This is a genomic window from Cystobacter fuscus, assembly GCF_044360685.1.
Taxonomy (GTDB): domain Bacteria; phylum Myxococcota; class Myxococcia; order Myxococcales; family Myxococcaceae; genus Cystobacter; species Cystobacter fuscus_C.
In genome coordinates this window covers 11,700,330-11,719,732 of sequence record NZ_CP043491.1, presented here as the reverse complement: position 1 = coordinate 11,719,732, position 19,403 = coordinate 11,700,330, and the positions used below count along the sequence as shown (strand labels likewise).

General features: G+C 65.9%; 20 protein-coding genes and 2 pseudogenes. 8 read left to right on the top strand and 14 right to left on the bottom strand.

Features of this window, described 5'->3' with window-relative positions; genetic code table 11:
- Positions 1-140 precede the first annotated feature (140 nt).
- Positions 141-269 carry a hypothetical protein gene (locus F0U63_RS48060; RefSeq protein ID WP_395842097.1) on the bottom strand — a complete coding sequence of 43 codons (129 nt, stop codon included), beginning with the start codon at positions 267-269 and terminating at the stop codon, positions 141-143.
- Positions 270-1,281: 1,012 nt separating this feature from the next.
- Here F0U63_RS48060 and F0U63_RS48055 point away from each other — a divergent pair.
- The 4 genes from F0U63_RS48055 to F0U63_RS48040 all read left to right on the top strand — a co-directional run bounded on the left by F0U63_RS48055 (position 1,282) and on the right by F0U63_RS48040 (position 4,200).
- Positions 1,282-2,688 (top strand): hypothetical protein, encoded by a 1,407-nt coding sequence (locus tag F0U63_RS48055; RefSeq protein ID WP_395842095.1) that lies wholly within the window; start codon positions 1,282-1,284, stop codon positions 2,686-2,688.
- Between the two features lie 7 nt (positions 2,689-2,695).
- Entirely contained in the window at positions 2,696-3,307 is a 612-nt protein-coding gene (locus tag F0U63_RS48050) for a hypothetical protein (protein ID WP_002631787.1), read from the top strand.
- A 240-nt stretch (positions 3,308-3,547) separates the two neighbouring features.
- Entirely contained in the window at positions 3,548-3,769 is a 222-nt protein-coding gene (locus F0U63_RS48045; protein ID WP_395842093.1) for a helix-turn-helix domain-containing protein, read from the top strand.
- Positions 3,770-3,813: 44 nt separating this feature from the next.
- Entirely contained in the window at positions 3,814-4,200 is a 387-nt protein-coding gene (locus F0U63_RS48040; RefSeq protein ID WP_395842091.1) for a nuclear transport factor 2 family protein, read from the top strand.
- Between the two features lie 11 nt (positions 4,201-4,211).
- Here the strand turns inward: F0U63_RS48040 and F0U63_RS48035 are convergent.
- Positions 4,212-4,331: pseudogene (locus F0U63_RS48035) on the bottom strand (EamA family transporter); the annotation flags it as partial.
- Here F0U63_RS48035 and F0U63_RS48030 point away from each other — a divergent pair.
- Positions 4,330-4,494: a hypothetical protein gene (locus tag F0U63_RS48030; protein WP_395842089.1), complete on the top strand. Its 165-nt coding sequence runs from the start codon at positions 4,330-4,332 to the stop codon at positions 4,492-4,494. The pseudogene F0U63_RS48035 and the gene F0U63_RS48030 sit on opposite strands and share 2 nt — an antisense overlap.
- A gap of 72 nt (positions 4,495-4,566) precedes the next feature.
- On the opposite strand, the gene F0U63_RS48025 is transcribed toward F0U63_RS48030, so the two are convergent.
- A complete protein-coding gene (locus F0U63_RS48025; protein ID WP_395842087.1) occupies positions 4,567-6,417 on the bottom strand; it encodes a hypothetical protein in 1,851 nt (616 codons plus the stop codon).
- A gap of 322 nt (positions 6,418-6,739) precedes the next feature.
- Complete coding sequence (locus tag F0U63_RS48020; RefSeq protein WP_395842085.1) at positions 6,740-7,516, bottom strand: helix-turn-helix transcriptional regulator; 777 nt, start codon at positions 7,514-7,516, stop codon at positions 6,740-6,742.
- A 113-nt stretch (positions 7,517-7,629) separates the two neighbouring features.
- Here F0U63_RS48020 and F0U63_RS48015 point away from each other — a divergent pair, with 113 nt between their 5' ends.
- Entirely contained in the window at positions 7,630-8,709 is a 1,080-nt protein-coding gene (locus F0U63_RS48015; RefSeq protein WP_395842083.1) for an alcohol dehydrogenase catalytic domain-containing protein, read from the top strand.
- Positions 8,710-8,918: 209 nt separating this feature from the next.
- Here F0U63_RS48015 and F0U63_RS48010 read toward each other — a convergent pair whose 3' ends face one another.
- From F0U63_RS48010 to F0U63_RS47995, 4 genes and pseudogenes are all read right to left on the bottom strand, one after another.
- Entirely contained in the window at positions 8,919-9,896 is a 978-nt protein-coding gene (locus tag F0U63_RS48010) for a HEAT repeat domain-containing protein (protein ID WP_395842081.1), read from the bottom strand.
- A gap of 19 nt (positions 9,897-9,915) precedes the next feature.
- Positions 9,916-10,890, bottom strand: coding sequence for a hypothetical protein (locus F0U63_RS48005; RefSeq protein WP_395848555.1), 975 nt, complete (start codon positions 10,888-10,890; stop codon positions 9,916-9,918).
- A 570-nt stretch (positions 10,891-11,460) separates the two neighbouring features.
- Positions 11,461-11,586: pseudogene (locus F0U63_RS48000) on the bottom strand (heme-dependent oxidative N-demethylase subunit alpha family protein); the annotation flags it as partial.
- A 109-nt stretch (positions 11,587-11,695) separates the two neighbouring features.
- The gene (locus F0U63_RS47995; RefSeq protein ID WP_395842079.1) at positions 11,696-12,400 is read right to left on the bottom strand and encodes a hypothetical protein; all 705 of its coding nucleotides are present in this window, start codon (positions 12,398-12,400) and stop codon (positions 11,696-11,698) included.
- Between the two features lie 504 nt (positions 12,401-12,904).
- Here F0U63_RS47995 and F0U63_RS47990 point away from each other — a divergent pair.
- A complete protein-coding gene (locus tag F0U63_RS47990) occupies positions 12,905-13,372 on the top strand; it encodes a cation:proton antiporter (protein WP_395842077.1) in 468 nt (155 codons plus the stop codon).
- Here the strand turns inward: F0U63_RS47990 and F0U63_RS47985 are convergent.
- Entirely contained in the window at positions 13,344-13,817 is a 474-nt protein-coding gene (locus tag F0U63_RS47985) for a CVNH domain-containing protein (protein WP_395842075.1), read from the bottom strand. The genes F0U63_RS47990 and F0U63_RS47985 overlap by 29 nt on opposite strands.
- Before the next feature lie 829 nt (positions 13,818-14,646).
- Positions 14,647-15,069 (bottom strand): hypothetical protein, encoded by a 423-nt coding sequence (locus tag F0U63_RS47980; RefSeq protein WP_395842073.1) that lies wholly within the window; start codon positions 15,067-15,069, stop codon positions 14,647-14,649.
- Positions 15,070-15,479: 410 nt separating this feature from the next.
- Between F0U63_RS47980 and F0U63_RS47975 the strand changes: the two genes are divergently transcribed.
- Positions 15,480-15,659, top strand: a complete 180-nt coding sequence (locus tag F0U63_RS47975; protein WP_395842071.1) for a hypothetical protein — start codon at positions 15,480-15,482, stop codon at positions 15,657-15,659.
- A 257-nt stretch (positions 15,660-15,916) separates the two neighbouring features.
- Here F0U63_RS47975 and F0U63_RS47970 read toward each other — a convergent pair whose 3' ends face one another.
- The 4 genes from F0U63_RS47970 to F0U63_RS47955 form a co-directional block, all read right to left on the bottom strand.
- On the bottom strand, positions 15,917-16,390 hold the full coding sequence (locus F0U63_RS47970; RefSeq protein WP_395842069.1) for a CVNH domain-containing protein: 474 nt from the start codon (positions 16,388-16,390) through the stop codon (positions 15,917-15,919).
- A gap of 418 nt (positions 16,391-16,808) precedes the next feature.
- A complete protein-coding gene (locus F0U63_RS47965; RefSeq protein WP_395848542.1) occupies positions 16,809-17,276 on the bottom strand; it encodes a heme-dependent oxidative N-demethylase subunit alpha family protein in 468 nt (155 codons plus the stop codon).
- A gap of 147 nt (positions 17,277-17,423) precedes the next feature.
- Positions 17,424-17,885: a DUF6968 family protein gene (locus tag F0U63_RS47960; protein ID WP_395842067.1), complete on the bottom strand. Its 462-nt coding sequence runs from the start codon at positions 17,883-17,885 to the stop codon at positions 17,424-17,426.
- Positions 17,886-18,358: 473 nt separating this feature from the next.
- A complete protein-coding gene (locus tag F0U63_RS47955) occupies positions 18,359-19,285 on the bottom strand; it encodes a heme-dependent oxidative N-demethylase family protein (RefSeq protein WP_395842065.1) in 927 nt (308 codons plus the stop codon).
- Positions 19,286-19,403: the final 118 nt, after the last annotated feature.

Genomic DNA, 19,403 nt, shown 5'->3' with positions numbered 1-19,403 from the left:
GATCCCGCGTCGCTGCGGTCGGCCCAGTCGATCAGTACGTCGATGACGAACCGCGGGATGCAGCGCTGCTGGCTCCGGACGGCGGCGTGCCGTGAGAGGGGCGAGGCAAGGCAGTCCGCTCTCCTGGATGTCGCTCCGCATCACGGCTCTTCCCCAATGACGGAAGGAGCCTTCTCGACCGGACCGAGGCCGAGGGCGGCCAGCTGGGCTGCAAAGTCGGCCTGCTCGGCGTGCTCGGCTTCTTCGCGCTCGGCCTTCGCGGCAGCCACTCGCGCACGGAGTCACTGCAGACGCTGCTCAGCCATGTCGCTGCCGCGAAGCTCCGCAGGCACTTCGTGGACGCCCACCCATCCCTCCTGCAGTGCGGTTGCCAGGTCCTCATCGCCGCCGGCGAAGTCCAGTGCTGCCTCATGGCAAACGGAGTAGAGGGGTCCACACTCCCATTCGCGGATTCCGCCCACCTCGCCGCTCCGCTCGAACCACTCCCTGACGTGGAGCTCGAACGGGTTCCACTGGCCGACCGGGTCGACGCCCCTGGGGAGCTGCGGGGGCTGAATGTCCGGGTCGTTCAGCTGAAGGCAGAAGATGTCCCTGGCGCGAATCGACCTGGCCTCGTCCTCCTCGAACCGCTCAGCCGCGTCGGTGTAGGTGCTCGGCTGCGTCCCGCTTCGAGGCGCGCGGCATGGAGGGCAGACAGCCGCTCGGCCCTCTTGCGCAGGCTGTCCTCGGCGACCATCACGAATAGCAGCAGCAGCACCGAAAAGGTGTCAGACGATTTGTAGTCGGCGGGATGTCGGAACGAGTTCTTTGACACCTTCCCCGGGGCAGTTGCGCCCAGTCCACTCGCGGCGTCCTCTCCTTCTGCGGCTCCTTGCTGGCCGCTGCCTCGAGCGCCACGCTCGCCTCCCCCGCTCCTGCTGCTTGGGGGAGCCGTCAAGGGGGGGATGAGTTGTTTCTCGTCCCGCGCAGGCGCCGCCCCCCCCTGTATAGTTGGCCGTCCCGCATCCTATCCTCTGGGGCTGCTACACCTGGGGGCCAATGTTCATGGCGGAGCAGCACCGAAGTCCTGAGGCGGGGGAGGGCAGCGGTACGCAGGTCGAAGCTCGGCGGCGGGGCCCGCCACCGTGGGCGTCGGCCGGGGCCCTCTGGCTCATTGTCCTGATTTTCCATGCGGCCTGCTCGTCGCAGGGGCCCGCGTCAAGCAGGGCAGCCAGCGACGTCCGGGCAAGAGACGAGGCCGCGGAGAGCGAGGCGCAAGCGGCGCCAAGGGAACTGCAGCCGGTGCTGGTTGTGTACGCAGCCGAGGTGGAGGCGCACGGCAGGACGCGGGTGGTGGTTGTCACGCGGGAGGAGTACCAGCGCGCGGTGGCACAGCTCCTCCAGCACCGCCAGGTGCACGGGACGCCCCAGGAGGTCGCTCAGGGGCTGCTCCAGGCCATGCCCGAGGAGGAGCTGCTGGCCGAGGTGTACCGGGACAAGGTCCTCACCCTGGTGCCCCTCAACGACAAGGGTTCGCTCGTCCCCGAGGCCGAGGCGGCGCTCAAGGCGAAGTACCTGCGGTGGTGTCAGCCACGCGGCGGCGGGGACTGCCTGGGACTCTTCACGGACGGGCCCTACCTGCGCACGGATGACAGGCGCACCCTGGCGCTCGCGCTGGCCTTCGGCGGCGTGCTCGACGAGACGCGAGCGGCCCTCGGACGCGAGCTCAGCCCGCAGGCGCTGCTCTCCTCCCTGGTGTGGGCTGTCGGCCTGTACCTGGCGCTTTGGCTGCTACCCGAGCCGAGCACGAAGGCGGCCGCCGCCGCGCTCTCTGTGGTACTCCTGGCCTGGTTGGGCGTGGACGCCCTGTGGGGCCTCATGGACGGGTGGGCCCGCATGGCGCACGCGGCGCACGAGGCCACTACGTTCGAGGAACTGCGCGACGCCGGCGAGGCCTTCGGCAAGCGGATAGGAACGGACGCGGCCCGGGCCCTTATTCTCGCGGTAGCCACCCTCACCGGGCGGACGTTGGGCGAGGTGGCCACGCACGTGCGTTCGCTGCCCAAGTTCAACCAAGTGCAGGCGCAGTGGGCGGCCCAGGGCATGGAAGGCTCGGTGGCGGTGGCCATGGAGGAGGCCGCCGCGGTGGAGGTGGTGGTGGAGCAGAGCCGCGCTCTCGTCGTTCTCACCTCCCCGCAGGCGCCGGTTGCCATCAACGTCCTGACGAGGAGTGGCAGCTCGGGAGCAGCTGGAGGGCACTCAGGCACCATCGCCATCCAGCACCGTGGTGGCAATAAGCAGGTCATCCTCAGCAGCGGCGAGCGGTGGCACCTCCCGCGAGGCAAGAGCTACAGGGACATTCCGGCGAAGGACCGGTTGGGCGACGAACTGCAGGCGGCCGTGAGGGAGGAGGCGGCGAAGTGGTCTCGGGCTATGCTGTCGGAAGACGAAGTTGCGGCAATCGACAGAATGCGGCGCCGCAGCCTGGAGCATCGTGCGAGTCTCCTGGAGCGACAGGCTCGAGGGCGGTGGGTCGAGGCGCAGGTGAAGGACCGATTCCCGGGCTTGTCCTGGAACAGCCGCGGTGTAGACATCACCGGCCCGGGCGGTCAGAGCTACCATTACGAGATTTTGTCGGGCACTGAGTCCAACTTCGCGCTTCACGGGCGACGGATGGCGAGCACCTTCTTCCGCATGATCTTCTTCTGAGGTCCGTGTGACTCCGAACATCCACTACGAGAAGCGAGAGATCGTTGGCGAGCGGCTGGAGCTGCGCAAGGGCCCGTTCTACTGGCTCGGCCCCGATCTGACGCTGCGCGACTGCACGGTCATCATCAGTGCCGCGCGGCGCGCACTGAGCTTGGTATCAGGGCAGCTCGTCAACTGCACCATTCAGGCGAAGGGCCAGCTCAAGGGCCTGCCGTGGGCCACGATGAAGCTGAAGGGGTGCCGGTTCAAGGGTAGCTACACCGGCAATGACTTCGGCTTCCGCGAGGACGTGGACGAGAGGTGGAGGGCGGGTGGGATCGACGACTGCGACTTCTCCGAGGCGCAACTGGAGGGGTGCCGCTTCTTCAATTGCGACATGGCTTCGATTCGGCTGCCGCGCTGGCCGTGCTTCACCTTCCTGGACGCACGCCGGCATGCGGCGGAGCTGGCGCGGCGCGCGTGGCCTGGGTCCTTTGACTCCGTCATCAGGACGGTATGCGATCCGCCAAAGGGCACGGTCGCGTCGGCGTGGCACGCGCCCACCATTGCGAAGAAGAGCGACACAACTGTCGAGGAACTGCGCGCGGCCCTCGAGGGGGCGCCTGGGATCTTCATGTAGGGCCCGGGTCTCGCCGGCGCAGGTACGAAAGAAAAACCCCGGCCCGAGGAGACCTCGGAGCCGGGGCGCGCATAAGAGGAATGGGGGAAATGTCGAGGGTAGCGGGGGGAGCAGAGGGGCAGAGGAAGGCCGCGGATGGGAGCCCACGAACTGTGAGCCATGCCGGTGCACTGTGGGTGGAGACCCCTTGGGGTACACGCCTGCCTGGTCCGCCCTCCTTGGAGGGGCGACAGGGGTGTCTTGAGCCTCAACACCACGCGGCCTGGGGTGGCCCTCGCGCTGGGGCCAGGCGCGCACCTGCAGGAGCGCGTCTCCCGCCTGGAGCGCGATGCCATCGCCGATGCCCTGCGCACCGCCGGGGGAAAGAAGATCGTCGCCGCGAAGCTGCTCGGCATCAGCCGCCCCACTCTGGACAAGAAGAGCGAGGACTACGGCCTCACCGTGTCGCGACGGCGCGTATAAGGGTTTCGGCCTTTCCTTTCCCGAGCCGCAAGGAGGTACAGACCATGCCGCAGATCTCCGCCGAGCAGGCGAAGCAGGAACTCATCCCCCTCTTACACGCGTGGACCCGGGCCGTCGGCGCCAAGGAGCATGCCTGGTTCGAGCGCCATGTCGATCCGAGCTGGAGCTACACCGATTACACGGGCGCGCAGCGGGGGATCGCGGACTACCTGCAGCTCATCCAGAACGTGAACTGGTACACCGAGGACTTCCAGCGGTTCGATGTCCGCATCGTCTCCGGCTCCGTCGCGCTCATCAACGGCGTCTACTTCGCGCGCGTGGACTTCCAGGGCTCGGGCCTGCTCGAGATAACCCTCGCCTTCAGCGCCGTCTGGGAGCAGCGCGGCGGCGTGTGGAAGGCGCTCCTGCACCACACGTCGAAGTTGGAATGAACAGGCGGGTTCACGCCGGAAATGACGAGCAGCGCGCCCAATGCCTGCATCCACGTGGGCCGCTCGCCTCGCACGAGCCACGCGGTGAGCGCCGCCACTACCGGGCGCATCAGAGGAATGGGGGCAAGGATGGACGTTCACGCGCTGGCGTGGTTGATCATCGCCGCCCAGAAGCACCTGCTCGACAAAAGCTTCGTGAGTGATGTCAACGCATTGAGCCATCACCTCCGGGAGTTCAACGCGCTGAACTCCCGTCTCAAGACCCTACCCCCCCCCGATGCCTGGCGCGCCTGACCCGCGGTGCGGAGAATGAACGTCCAAGGCCCGGCCGTTGCCACTCGAGAAACGTTCCGAGCCGAGAAGCGCTCAGCGTTTCTGCTGCCAGAGTGCGAGCTGTCCTTCTCGAATCGTACTGTTCTCCAGGAGACCGACCCTCTTGAAGATCTTTCGGAGCAACGCGACGTTGTCGTTCACCGCGCTTGGATACGCACTGGCGAACGTCGGCTTGTTGCGTGGAAGGTTGGCACGCTGCTCCAGATCGGTTCGGGTATTGTTGAACTGGCGCGCGTCGGTGAACTCATGAGCCCATTTTCCTGTCTGCATGCTTTTGTTGAACGTCCTGGGCCAGTGCGCCTGCTCGCTGTCGGAGACCTTCTTGAGCGATCTGTACGTGAGTTCGACCGTCGCGCACCAAGGGCAGGTCTCCTTGGGCTTGAGGCCAAGGGTGCCCGGGTCGTCCGCTCCTTCGTAGGGGCAGCAGAGGTGGACATCCTGGCCATCCACGAAGAAGGAGCTGATCCACGCCAGCGCCGCCGGCTCCGCGCAGTTGAAGCTGTGCCAGCGGGTGACGCCCGGTGTGGGTTCGGACCGGGTCCCCTTCGTCTCAACGTGCTTGTTCGTCATGAGGGCGAAGCTCAAGCCCAGGTAGGAGAGCATGGCCTGGCGGCTGGGGAGCCGCAAGGACAAGAGCTCTCTCACACGGTAGTTGAGCGCGAGGTTGTTCGCGCGCACCATGATGTCGTCATAATACTGATTGAAGCGCTCATCATTCGATTGATTCTTGGGCTGATCGAATGGCTTTTCGCCGAAAGGCTGAAAGCCGAGCACCAGCTCCTTCGTTATGTTGTCTTCGAGAGTCTTTTCCACGTACTTGTAGACCCTGTAGGGAGGCAGCGCGCACGCGCTGAGCATCGCATCTACGAATCTGTCCTCCTTTCCATTGGGTGCGCCTCCTGACATTCCCACGACAGGAACGATTACACGCTTGTTATTGGTGGCGCACCTGGCGATCACCCAGGAAATGCATACACATCCGCTGATGTCCGATGCGCCCTCGCTTTTGTAGCGCATGCCGGAGTAGGACGTCCCCAGGATCTGATATTTCATCATCAGCGCATCCGCCGCGGACGCCAGTTCCTCCGGGGTCTTGCTCGCACCGCTTTCGAGCGAGATCCAATCTTCACGGGGAAACACGGCAGCGGGCGGAATGTAACTTGGTGCAACGATGAACCCAGCCCCGCGCAAGTACCGCCGCAGTCCCTCGAAATAGTCGTTACCGCAAAGCTTCTTTATTTCCGCCTTCAGATTGACAGCCTTGTTTCGTAGCTCGACACCGTCCTTGATCTTGGTGTCGAGCCTGTTCAGGTTCGTCCACTTCGCCCGCGACGGTTTCCAGGTCTCCTGGATGAGCGTCCGCTGATTCTCGAGGCGCTCGATGTTGTGCTGGGCGGGGGGGAAGGTCGTTCTCAGCGTCTCAAGGTGCGTGAACACCTTCTGGTTGTCGGCAAGATGTGCCTCGGCGGATTCATGTGCCTTGCAGACATTGCTCAACCAGCGTTTCTCCAGAGTGAGGATCTCCTCGATCATGGGACCGAGTTCCTTCTCCAGTCGGAGGCGATGCGCCTTGAGCTTCTCATCCTCCTGCTGCGACCCATTCGAGGTGAGGCCTTTGACAACCTCCTTCGTCGCGGAAGCAAACTGGAGGTGCACAGAGGACAAATGCTGTCTGTAGGCCGCGAGCCGGGTCACGAACTCCTTCGCGGCGCTCCCTTGCGCCTGCGCTGGCTCCCGCAGTTTGATCTTGTCGAGGTTGGCACTCGTCTTTTCATCATACAAATCATTGGGCTGCATCAGAATGACCTTTCCGGCCGGACTCCACGAAGGTGTCTCCACCTGCCTGCGGCGTCCGATGTCATCGGCCACGAGCCGGTAGAGCACTGAATGATTCGATCGTAGCCCGAAAGTACCGGAATTCAACAGTACCTGATGGGGTGTGCCCCTGCCGTGGCTTCCAGTGGAGCATCCCGGGTGTCAAAAGACCATTGAAGTTCTGTTGAATATCACCGCCGTTGTCGCATTGGAAGCTGGCGTCCGGCCGCTGCTTCTCGCGGTATGCGCGCCGCCGGTAGAAGCCATTTCCAACGGAAGAGCCGGATGGTGGAAACCTCCTTGTCCGGAGCGGGCGGGGGCCCCGGCTGGAAAACGGGCCGGGGCTACCCTACAACCTCGTGAGGTTCGCCCGAGGCGGCGCACAGCCGCCTCACCCCGGCGTGTAGATGACCAGCTTCAGCGCGGGATTGTCATTGGATTGAAAGCTCGCGTACTCGAAGCGCAGCGCGCCCTTCCGGGGATGGTTCAGCAGCTTCTGGCCGGCCGCGACCTGGCGGATGTCGTGTGCCTCCCACCAGAGCGCGAACTCGGGGCTCTTGCTCCGCAGACGCTCCAGCAGCTCGAGGAACGCGGGATCGTCGGCCCAGAGGTCATGCGTCGCCCGGAATTGGGCCACCATGCGCCTGGCCTCGTCGGCCCAGGACGCGCCGAAGATGCGCCGGGCGCCCGGATCGGTCAGCACGTAGACGAGGACGTTGCGATCCGCCTCGGCCAGCCGGCCGAAGTCCATGAAGAGGTCGGCCGCGGCGGCATTCCACGCCAGGACGTCCCACCGGCGGCCGGTGACGTAGGCGGGATGCTCGAGTCCCTGGATCATGCGGTGGATGACGTCGGGGACGGTCTCTCGGGAGAACGCGCGGTGGTCGGCGTTGCGCGCCAGCTCCCTCAAGTGGGCGTGCTCGGCCTTGTCGAGGCGCAACGCGCGGGCCAGCGCATCGATCGTGGCGACAGAGGGACTGACGGTCCGGCCCTGTTCCAGCCGGACGTACCAGTCGATGCCGATGCCCGCGAGCTGGGCGACTTCCTCCCGTTTCAAGCCCGGCGTGCGGCGCTTGCGCCCCCCGGGCAGACCCACGGTCTCGGGGTGCAATCGCTCTCGTCGCGATCGGAGGAAGTCGCCGAGTTCGCTTCGGCTCGAGCCCGCCATGGCCTTCGCTTTCCGTGAGGGAGGTACTCGCCAATCCTAGGATGGCGCCAGGCCTTCCCGCGAGCGCGAGGCCCTCGAATAGTAGAGGTCCACTCCCCGAGGAAGGACCCACCATGAAAGCCGCGATCCTGAAGTCCTTTGGAGCCCCGCTCGCCATCGAGACACTTCCCGAGCCCCTGCTGGGGACCGGAGAGGTGATCGTGGATGTCGTGGCGGCCCCGGTGCTGCCCTACGCGAACGAGGTCTTCAGTGGCGAGCGGCGGTATCTGCTGACGCCGCCGGTGGCGCCGGGGTGCGGGGCGGTGGGCCGCGTGCGCGCCGTCGGACCGGACGCGACCCGGCTCGCCCCCGGGGACTGGGTCTTCTGCGATCCCACCGTGCGGTCGCGTGACGGAGGGCTGTCTCCCGACATCACGCTGCAGGGCTGGAGCGCCCGGGGCGAGGGGGGCCAGCGCCTGCAGAAGCATTTCCACCATGGCTCCTTCGCCGAGCGCATCCGGGTCCCGACGGAGAACGCCCATCCCCTGGGCCCGCTGGACGACGCGGAGGCGGCGCGGTGGTGCGCCCTGGTCACGCTGCTCGTGCCGTATGGCGGTTTGCTCAAGGCGGAGCTCCGGGCGGGGGAGACGGTCCTCATCAGTGGCGCCACGGGGAACTTCGGCAGCGCGGCCGTCGCGGTCGCCCTGGCGATGGGCGCGGGCTGCGTCATCGCGCCGGGCCGCAAGGAGACAGTGCTCGAGGACTTGAAGCGCCGTTTCGGGCCCCGCGTCCGAACCGTGAAGCTCGGGGGCCAGGAGGAGGAGGACCGGGAGCGGATGCGGCGGGCGGCGCCCGGCCCGATCGACTGCGTGATGGATCTGCTGCCCCCCTCGGCCAGCACCCTCCCGGTGCGCGCCGCCCTCATGACGGTGCGGCCCTACGGACGGGCCGTGCTCATGGGGGGCGTGGGGATGCTGGGGGGGGCGGGCCTGGAGCTGCCCTACCCGTGGATCATGCGCAACTGCATCACCCTCCACGGGCAGTGGATGTGCCCACCCGAGGCCGTCCTCCGCATGGCCAGCCTCGTCCGCTCCGGGCTCCTCCGGCTGGAGGAGTTCGACGTCACGGCCTTCGCCCTGGACGACGCGAACGAGGCCGTCACGCACGCGGCCGCCCACGGTGGCCCCTTCAAGCTGACGGTGCTGCGGCCGTGAGCAGAACGGGAGCTGAAGGCATTGGTCGGTAACAGCGCGACCTGCTTGGGGTTTTGCTTCCGCCTCGCGGCGGCTTCGATCCCGCCGCCTCCACATTCAGAAGCTCAGCAGTCTCAAACACATTCCCCGACACTGCTGCTCGCTCTCATTGGCTTTCGAGAAGCAAACGGCACGTGTCGCGGGTTTTTCGATGTCTGGGCTTGCCCCGGTTACGCGGTGGACGTCTTGCGCAACGCGCACGCGGCATCATCGAACACCTTGCCAAGCACATCGTCCTGTAGACGGTACGCCTCCAGAAGTTTCGCGTCTTCCCGCTGTCCCACGTACTCAAGAGTGACAGCGGCGCCTATGCTACGGATGGCTTCCGGCGCTGCCACCATTCTCCGCGCTACGTCACGCAGCGCGGAACGTGCCTCGGGAGGAATCGCAGGAAACAGGCGCTCCCGGTGCAGGAGCAACAGGGTGAACAGGCGCTCGCAGAAATCGTTTTCCGCACCGGCCCGCGTCGCGGCCACGTCGATAATGGACCGGGCCATTGAGATGAACGAGGGAATCAGGCTTTCCAACTCGGTGGGCACCTCTTCGTCGAGAACCGTCAGTACCTCCGTCTTGTCCTCCAGGGGCACCCACCTGTCCTCGACCCACGCGCTCAACTCCTCGGGAGAACTCTCCAGCAGACGCAGAAGGGCATGCAGAGCCCTGGAGGTTGGTAAGGCAATTCGTTGAACGGCACCGCGAACGGCGGGTATCAGGTCCGGGTGACGCTTGTTCCAGAGTGCGTAGGCCAGATCATTCACATCGGTCTGGTCGGGCCCGCCTGTAGCTATGCGATTCAGCTTTCGCACGAGGGCCGCCCTTGCGCTGGCGCTCTTGATTTGTCCGAGCGCCTGGGTGATGACTTGCACCACTGACGAGCCGTCGTGGTCGCCCCGAGTCTCTTCTACAACGAGTTGCTGTTCCAGGCGTCTGGTGCTCGCCGGGCCTCCCAGTTCTCCCAGCGCGAAGACCGCAGCCTGACGTACCTTCCCATCGGGAGACTCAAGCATCTCTTCCAGAGTGGCCCTGGCTTCGCGAGACCATGCCTTGCCGAGCGTCGCCACCAAATGCCGTGCCCTCTCCTCATCCTCCCAGCGGAAGGCGTCGACCAGTTCTGACCGCCACTGCTCCTTTTCGAATTCCTGTGCCATGGTTCGCCACGGATTCCTTTCAAGGGGAGTTCACGCCGGGGGGAACGTATCTTCGGACCAGGGTTCCATCGAGCTTGTACAGCTCGTGAATGGCTCTGGGGTCCGCCCGGCGCATGGCTTCGAATGCCTCCAGCTCGCGGCTCATGTCGTTGGGATTGGAGACATAGTTGGTGTTGTGCCGTACACCGTCAGGACGTACCGAAGATGCGTCGGGTCTGCGGAAGCGGACTCCCTTCACTGGCTTGGGGTCGAAGACACGTCTGTTCGAGGCATTCGTCTGCGCCTTGTTCTTGTCGAGCCTGACGTGTCCAGCCCCCTGCCGCGCGGCGAGTTCATCCTCAATGGTCTCATTGTGGGGTGAATTGCTCCGGGTGTGCGGTGGCCCGTAGCGGGTCGACAGGGCGGTGGGGCTGCCAGGGGAACAGCTTGCCATGGTGCACAGCCCCATTCCGGAGCAGGCGGAGGAAACGGCGATGCCAGCCGATGTGCCGGTGACGACGAGTGTGCCGTCCGCCACCACCTGCGCCGTGGCGACCGCTTCCGCCGCGGGTCCGCTCTCCATCGCTGCGACCCAGGAGCGCGCTTGTCCGCTGATGCCCCCGTCGGACCCTGCTGGCAGTAGCCGCCCCAAGCCCATGGTGGCCACCAGGACCATCACTCGAAAACCCGTGCCTCCCAGCGCCTTTCCGAAGCGCGCCGAGGCCGCCTCCAGTTCATGAAGCGTCCTCGCCTCCTCAACCTCCCGGTACAGGGTCATGCACGCCTGTGCTACCCGGTTCAGTTCCACCAGCCCCACCCACAGCGCCAACCGTACCGTCAACGTCGCAGCGAACGCCTTGGAGAACAGCGGCTCGGGCATGAGCCACGCGGAAAAGTACAGCATGACCGAGAAGTACATGCTGTGAATGAAGAGGGGGGAGTTGAAGAGCTCTTCGGCGGCATGCCGGACACCATCGCCCATGAAGCGAGGGGACATTTTCAGTGCGGCCAGCAAGGGACCATCGCCCAGGCTATCGGGCAGGGGCAGCAGGCCAGGTCCGAATTCAGTCAGAAACTCCCCTCGTACTCGGAGTCCAACCTGCGCAGCGGTAGGACGTGCTGAGTGTCTCGGTCCAGGGGACTCCAGGAGGCGCAGGTGTGGCGCTGAGGGTACTCGAATCGCTGCCAGTGCCTCACTCAATGAGCGGGCTTCCTCAAGACTCATGACATCAAAGACCAGTGGGAGTGAGTGCGCAGGGAGAAACACCTTGACGCTCCCGTCCTCCAGTTCTCGCAAGCCCATGGGAAGGATGCGTGCCTGGGAGTCCGTGCCAGCGGGCACGCGCCTGATGGCAGGAGCCTCGCGCGGTGGCCTCGGGGTCCCTGTCGGCGGGGTATTGTCGTCTTGGCCGAAAGAAGCCTCAGCCCCCACTGAGTGCTCCGCCGCCGTGGAGGGCGGTTCCCTCGGGGTTGCGCAGGTGGCGAGCAGCAGGACCAGGGCTGGAGCCAGTCCCAAGCGGAAGAGACACAGGTGGTGGCTCATGTCCGGTGATTCTACCTCATCCACCTCGGTGGCGACGGGAGCGCGGTAGGTGTGGATGGTGAAGAGGATGGCGCCCGAGGCGGGCAGCACCGAGAGCGTCTGCCGCTCCAGCCGCCTACGAATCGTCTGACACCCTTCCAGCGTCTTTCGCCACACCGCGCACGGCATTCTCGGTCTGGTAGGGTTCACCTGTGTCAGAGCGAGCGTAGGGGGAGTGTCGGACACTCCGCCCCCTCCGAACAAGGGCGTGGGGGAGGGTTGCGCCGCCCGGAACACGCTAGGGCACGTAGACGGTGTTGATGCTCGGAGCCGCCGGGTCGTAGAGCACGACGATGACGTCGCGGCTGGGGAGGAAGTCGAACTCGAACGCGCTGTCCAGGGAGAGACGGCCCTCATACCGCTCGCCGCGCGCGATGAAGCTCCAGCGCAGCTCCGTGGGCGGAGGCCCCTTTTTGCTCACCGGCTTTCCGTCGCCGAAGTACGTCACCCGCGCGAGAATCGGGATGCCCACGCGGGCCGCACGCGACTCACGGTGGTTGGTCCACACGACGAGCAACAGGCCCACCGCGCCCGCGAGGGGAAACAACAGCACCAGCCCTCCCACGCGCCCCATGGGGATGAGGGTGGTGCCACGGATACGGGCCACCTGGCCTCCGCGCCGCTCGAGGACCACGCGCTGGCCCGGCTGAAAGCTACCGCCCCGCTCGCAACTGCGCCCCACCAGCGCGCCGTCCTCCGAGTGGAAGCGCGCGCAGTACACGGGCGTATGCCTGCGGCTGCGCATCCCCACCTCGACCGAGTCGACGACGCCGAGGACTTCGAAGGAGTGCAGGTCCAGCAGCAGGTCCCCCAAGGCGCGATGGGACTGGAAGAAGGCACAGGCGAGCCCACCGGCGAGAAGGAAGAAGAGGCTGCTGTAGAGCACGACGCGCTGGGGGCCCGCGAAGGCGAGCACCAGGCGCCGGGCCTCCTTCGAGGGCACGCGCGGCGCTCTCGGGACGCTCGCGAGCAGAGCACGCGCCCGCTCGAGGTCGTCGGACAGCACATCTGCGAAGGCTGCTCGGTTGCTCTCGGGAGGTGGGTCGGACAGTGGCCGCAAGGACATGGGAGGCCATTAGACCAGAGTCTGTACCGGGAGAGCTGAGTCTGCCCCAGTTCCGTGGCCACCCGAGATGTGATGAGGGGGTCCACGCGTGGCGGGGCCTGTGGGCTGTCTTGAGCCTCAACACCACGCGGCCTGGGGTGGCCCTCGTGCCGGGGCCAGGCTCGCACCTGCCGTGGGCAAGCCCAGGTGCTCCAGAATCGCCCGCACCCCGCAAGCCCCCTTCACGTACGCCACTCCACTCCGCCGGCCTCCACACCTCACGCAGGCGAACACGTCGAAGTCGAACGTCTTGCTCAGGAGTTGCGCCCAGTCCACTCGCGGCGTCCTCTCCTTCTGCGGCTCCTTGCGGCTCCTGCTTCGCGGCTGACTCAGGCGTCACGCTTGTCTCCTTCGCTCCAGCTTGGGGGCAAGTGGGTGGCGGACTCGCTGGTGCTCTTGGGGCTGGTGGCGGTGGCGGTGTCGGTGGTGGGCATCATCCGCCTGCCGGGCATTCTCATGCGCGTGCACGCGGCGGGGCAGGCGGTGCTCGTGGGCGTCGTCATCATCCTGATGGGAGCGGTGGGCTCGGGGCAGTGGCCACTCATGGGCCGGGCGCTCGCGGGCCCGCGCTCCGTACACCGCGGGCCCGAGGACGTGTCGCGCTTGCTCAAGCAGAGTCCGACGAATCGGCGGTCTTCGTCACTCAGCGTCATCCGACTGGCTTCGCGCTCCATCCTCCGCCTCCCTCGAGAGGTGGGCATCACCCGGAAGCCTGGCTCGAAACCGTCGCCTTGGTCGCGGGACGGTGAACGTCCCATGGCCTGGCGGGAGCGCGCGGCGATTACGGCCTGTACGTCAGAACGCCATTGATGTTCGCGATTCGCTCGTCGAGCTCCTTTCTCGTTTCCTTATAACTCCCGTCCTCCTTCTTGCAGCTGAAGACCAGTTCGCTGTCGGTGCGACCGAAGGCCACAAGACTGCACGTCTTGTGGAACTGGCCGCCGAGGCCCCACCAGACATCTCCATTGGAGTTCACCAGATACTCGCCGAGATCGATTTCACTGTAGACGTATTCGCCAGTGGCGCGAGCACAACTGGCCGAGAGGTAATGGTCGTTGAAGAACCAGATATTCGTGCAGCTCTGCGAGAAGTCGCCGCGCAAGGCCTGTTCCGTGTGGGCGAGGCCTTCGTTGTCTTGATCGGCGGGGCCGCCGCAGCCGGCTTGTGCGAGCGCCAGGACCATTCCCGTCAGGAGTCCAGCCACGGGGTTCATCCATCGAATCGAGCTCTTGTCGCTGTTGGGCAGGGTCATCATGTTTTTCCTTTTTCCTGGTGGGAGGTGCTTCGATGAAGACACGGGCAGGGACGCGTTCTCCCGTGGGGGGAAGAACGTGAGAGAGATTAGCATGTGCGGAGGCGGAATGTCGCGGAAGATAACCATGTGGGTGTATTCTCATTTATCGGGAAGTGATACTGGGTGTTTGCTTTTCGTGATTCAGCGAAATGATAAAACTCAAATGCAAGCAATGTGAGATTGAGCTGCATGGAGAGGAGGGGAGGCCTGGCCTCCAGGGCCGCCAGCCCGAGCAGACACGCGTCCAGGATTTCGTTCCGGGTGTCCCGACGTCCACGTGAGCGCGGGTCTCAGGCGAGGCATTCTCCGCGTCTCCGGGCCGGAGGCCGCACCCGCTCAGGCGCCAGGACTCGGCCAGAATGGCGTGGTCCCTGGCCGCCCAGGAAAGGTGTCAGGAAAGGTGTCTCAGGAAAGGTGTCTCAGGAAAGGTGTCAGACGATTTGTAGTCGGCTCGGAGCGAGTTCTTTGACACCCGGGATTGCGACAAGAGCGGGATCGCCTCGCGCCTGGCTTCATGGCGACCGGGAACCCTGGCGCGCCTGGCGGGCACGGCGCTGGGCGCGGAGAGCAGAGGAATGGGGGAAATGTCGAGGGCAGCGGGGGGCGCAGAGGGGAAGAGGAAGGCCGCGGATGGGAGCCCACGAGCTGTGAGCCACGCCGGTGCACTCTGGGTGGAGACCCCTTGGGGAACACGCCTGCCGGGTCCGCCCTCCTTGGAGGGGTGACAGGGGGTGTGGGCCTGAGGGCTGTGGCTGCTCGACACCCGCTGCGGTCGGAGCGGGGCCGCCTGTCATCTGGCGGGCGACCCCGGGCCTCGCGCCCTCGGCCGGTGGTGGAGAAGGCCGCGGGCGAGCCGGTTCACCGGGCCGCGAAGCAGCACGTACGGCACGAGCGCCAGGACCACGGCCACCAGCACCCCTTGTATCGGCCGCGGCCCCTTGAGCACGGTGAGTTGGTAGATCGTGTCCATCACCACGGCGAGGAAGAAGAGCCGGCTGACCGCGTGCCATCCCTCGCGCAACCGCTCGCGCCGGTGCGTTGGGTCCGTGAAGAGCGCCCAGAAGTAGGCGGGGCGACCCGCGTGTGCGTCCTTGATGCCGTCACGCACGGCGAACAACATCGCCATCAACGGCTGGAGATAGAAGCGAAAGGCCATCGGCCCATCGGGGCGCTCGGCGATCTCCCGCCACAACCATGTGAGTACGTCAGCCATTGCGAGCCTCCAGGGCCTGTCGTGGCCTGTCAGGTGCTTCTGGACGTGAACATGAGATGCTCCTTCGCCGGGGGCATCCGGGTGTGCGGGACCAGGGAGTCCAGGGGCGCTCTGCCCGTCTGTCATCGTCCGGGGAGCACCCAGGCGAGCCGCACCAGTAGCGGGTCTGTCCATCGGGTCGAGGGGTGCCCCTCGTCTTCTCGAAGGAGGAGCGGTGATGAGCCACGAGAGGCGCCTGTCCCCGGTCGAGCTGTTGCGGCAGCTCACCCTGTCGGTCGAGCGCCTCGCCGCCCAGGGGCTCGCCAGGGGCGCGGTGCGAGGGGCGGTGCCACCTGCCTCCACATCTCACGCAGGCGAACACGTCGATCATCAGGACGCAAACGACAAAAACGGCCGGAGAGGGGGACCGCATGCTCGATGGTGACGTCCTCCCCCAGCACGATGACCGGCTCGACGAGCAAGCGGACGAGGCGTTGGCGCCCGGCGAAGTCGAGCGCCTCCAAGCCGTCCCGGATGGCCGCGGCGAAGGCCTCGAGGTCGGCTCCCAGCCGCTCCAGGCGTGCGCTGGAAAGGTGTCAGACGATTTGTAGTCGGGGCTGCTTTCGGGGAGGAGGCCGCATGTCCACCTCAGTCCAGCGCAGTCGCTGCCGCGGGGAATGCGCCGGGTACGCCTGCAGCGCGTCCTCGGGCCCTTGCGCGGGCAGGGCCCCTCTTTTCTCCAGCAGCCGCAGCACCCGGTGCCGCACCACCTTCAGCAACCGCTCCACCTGGGCGAGCGCGGCCCGTCCTCCTCCGGGGTCCTATCGCGAGCCGCGGTGTCGCGGAGAACGGCCTCTCGATGCGGCAATCATGGCCTGTACGTCAGAACGCCATTGACGTTCGCGATCCGCTCATCGAGCTCCTTTCTCGTTTCCTTGTAACTTCCGTCCTCTTTCTTGCATCTGTAGACCACTTCGCTCTGGGTGCGACCGAAGGCCACGAAATCGCACGTCTTGTAGAACTGGCCGCCGAGGCCCCACCAGATATCTCCATTGGAGTTCACCAGATACTCGTTGAGGTCGATCTGGCTGTAGATCAATTTGCCATTGTTGTCGGCACAAGAGGCCGCGAGGTAATGGTAGTCGGGGAGATTGATCTCCCTGCAGCTCTTCGAGAAGTCGCCGCGCAAGGCCTGTTCCGTGTGGGCGAGGCCTTCGTTGTCTTGCTCGGCGGGACCGCCGCAGCCGGCTTGTGCGAGCGCCAGGACCATTCCCGTCAGGAGTCCAGCCACGGGGTTCATCCATCGAATCGAGCTCTTGTCGCTGTTGCGCAGGGTCGTCATGTTTCTCCTGTTTCCTGGTGGGAGGTGCTTCAAGGAAGACACGGGCAGGGATGCGTTCTTCAGTCGGGGGAAGAGCGTGAGAAAGACTAGCATATGCGGAGGCGAAATGTCGCGGAGGATGGATATACAGGTGTATTTCCATTTATCAGGAAGTGATATTGGAACTTTGGTTTTCGTGATTCATCAAATGATGAAAAATCGAATGCGAGCAATGTGAGACTGAGCTGCATGGAAGGATGAGAGGCCTGGCCTTCAGGGCCGCTATCCCGGGCAGACACGCGGTCTGGGGTCCGCCGGGTTGCAGGGGCGGGCCGGTGAGGCACTCGCCCTGTGTCCCTTGCTTGAAATCAGGAAGGCGTGGTCACTGGCCGCGAACACGTGGCGAGGAGCCGCTCGAGTGGCGTTGAGACGAAGGTGCCTATCGCGAGGAGTCGCTCCGGGCGTCCGGCTCGAGCCAGGCGAGGAGCTGGGGGAGGAAGGCGGTGAGGCCCTTGTAGTCGCGCGTCTCGGGCGGAAGGGTGCGCAGCACGCCCGCGAGCAGGCGGCGCCGCTCGGGGTCCTCCACCTCGGAGGCCACGGGGGCGCGGTAGGTGTGGATGGTGAAGAGGATGGCGCCCGAGGCGGGCAGCACCGAGAGCGTCTGCCGCTCCAGCCGCAGGTAGCACTTCTCCCCGGCGTTGAGCGCGGTGACTTCCTGGCGCAGGTGGCGCCACTCGGGCTGCGTCCAGGGCGCGAGATCCAACTGGGGGGTGACGCTGATGCCCCAGTTGACGCGGGTGACGGGGCGGCCGGACTTGAGTCCGCGCATGAGGCGCACGGTGGCGCCGCCGAGCTGCTCGCCGAAGCCGGGCACGGGCGCGTGGATGTCGAGCACCGGGTGGCCCAGCTTGTCGGCTCAGAAAGGTGTCAGACGATTTGTAGTCGGGGAAAACGGGTGGCGTGCCCTGGTCCCGAGTGGGGGCGGATCCACCCGTAGCGGCTTCGATCCCGCCGCCTCCACATTCAGAAGCTCAACAGTCTCAAACCCATGTCCTCAGCCGGAGACGGGCTTGCTCCGTCCCGCTCGAGCCCGCGACTGCTTGCGCTCTGCTGCGCTCTTGCGCGCGTGGGCGGCAATCTCCCGGTCGATCATGCGTTCCAGCTTACGCAGGAGCGCCTTGGGAAGAAACTCCGGGTATGTCCTGGGAAATCCCAGGTAGCCGTCATCGCTCCCCACCCACCGCAGGTCCTCTTCGTCCCCGTTCACCAGGTCCCCGGCGGCTCGGAGAGCGAGTTGCAGCGCCTGCATGGAGTCGATTCCCCAGAGTTCGAACAGCTCCCTCTTCCCCGCGTGCACCCACTCCACGCTGCACCTGTAGTTGCCTGTCCGCGAATCCCTGGCCGGTGCACGGACACGGATGGAGGCACGAGCGCCACCAGAACTCTTGAACTTGCGCTCCGCCAAGATGGGCCCAGTGGGTTTGTGGCCGCGCATCAGTTGAGTCACCGTAGTCATGGCGGAGACCTCTCAGCTTCCGAAGTAGTTGGAACAAAATCCCCGACACTGCTGCTCGCTCTCATTGGCTTTCGAGAAGCAAACGGCACGTGTCGCGGTTTTTTCGATGTCGTTGCAGAAGTTGATGAAGACCACGCCACCAGCGGCACACGAATCGAGGCAACGACTCAGATTGACCGGGCGCTTCCGCGGCTCCTCTTCCTTTCCTGGGGACTTGGGTTTCCTTGGCGGCTTACGCGCTCCCCCTCTTTCAGGACCAGATGAGAGGAGGGGTAGCTGATGCCATGGGGGCTCTGCCAGAAACTCGAATCCTGGCAAAGTACAGGCTGTAATAAGCACGAGCGTGTGTGTCCAGGTCATGACGCGTCCTTGATGGCCATGCTAACCCAGGCCACGAAGCGTTAGCACTGAGGTAGCCACCGCCCTCCTCCGCCGCCGTGCAACCCCCATGGCGGCGGAGAGCGGCGCGCCGCTCAGGAGCGGGCGTCCGGCTCGAGCCAGGCGAGGAGCTGGGGGAGGAAGGCGGTGAGGCCCTTGTAGTCGCGCGTCTCGGGCGGAAGGGTGCGCAGCACGCCCGCGAGCAGGCGGCGCCGCTCGGGGTCCTCCACCTCGGAGGCCACGGGGGCGCGGTAGGTGTGGATGGTGAAGAGGATGGCGCCCGAGGCGGGCAGCACCGAGAGCGTCTGCCGCTCCAGCCGCAGGTAGCACTTCTCCCCGGCGTTGAGCGCGGTGACTTCCTGGCGCAGGTGGCGCCACTCGGGCTGCGTCCAGGGCGCGAGATCCAACTGGGGGGTGACGCTGATGCCCCAGTTGACGCGGGTGACGGGGCGGCCGGACTTGAGTCCGCGCATGAGGCGCACGGTGGCGCCGCCGAGCTGCTCGCCGAAGCCGGGCACGGGCGCGTGGATGTCGAGCACCGGGTGGCCCAGCTTGTCGGCGAGGCACCAGCCCGCGGGAAAGCAGAGCTGTCCGGCGATGAGGGGCATGCCCTCGCGCGCGCCGTCCATGAGGAGGAGATCCTCCTGCACCTGGCGGCCGAGCCAGTCGAGCGGGGCCAGGGGGAGGCTGTCCGGATCGCCGGGGACGAAGCGCGTCCGGGTGCCGAGCAGGTGGTTGTGCCAGAGCCAGGCGTCCCCCGTGCGCTCCAGGGCGAAGTGGCGGGGGTGCTGGCGGGCCATGAGCGGCAGCAGCTCGGTGAGCGTCTCCCACTGGGCCGCGAGGGTGTCGGGCAGGGCGGCGAAGCGCACGCGCTGGGACTCGGCGAGCAGGGACTGCTTGAGCGCGAGCTCCTCGGCGTAGCGCGGCTCCTCCACCTCGATGAGCGGCTCGTCCGGACGGAGCGCGCGCACGCCGAGCCGCATCGCGAACAGCGCTTGTTCGAAAGGAAAATAGGGCAACACGGCGTCGGCTCCGTTCTCTTGGAGAAGTGTAAAGGATGGGAGCCACGGTGCGCGTCTTCCGTTCATTTCCGGCGTCGGCGGGGCGACGGAAGGAGCAGGCGGACGGGCGGGCCCCCGG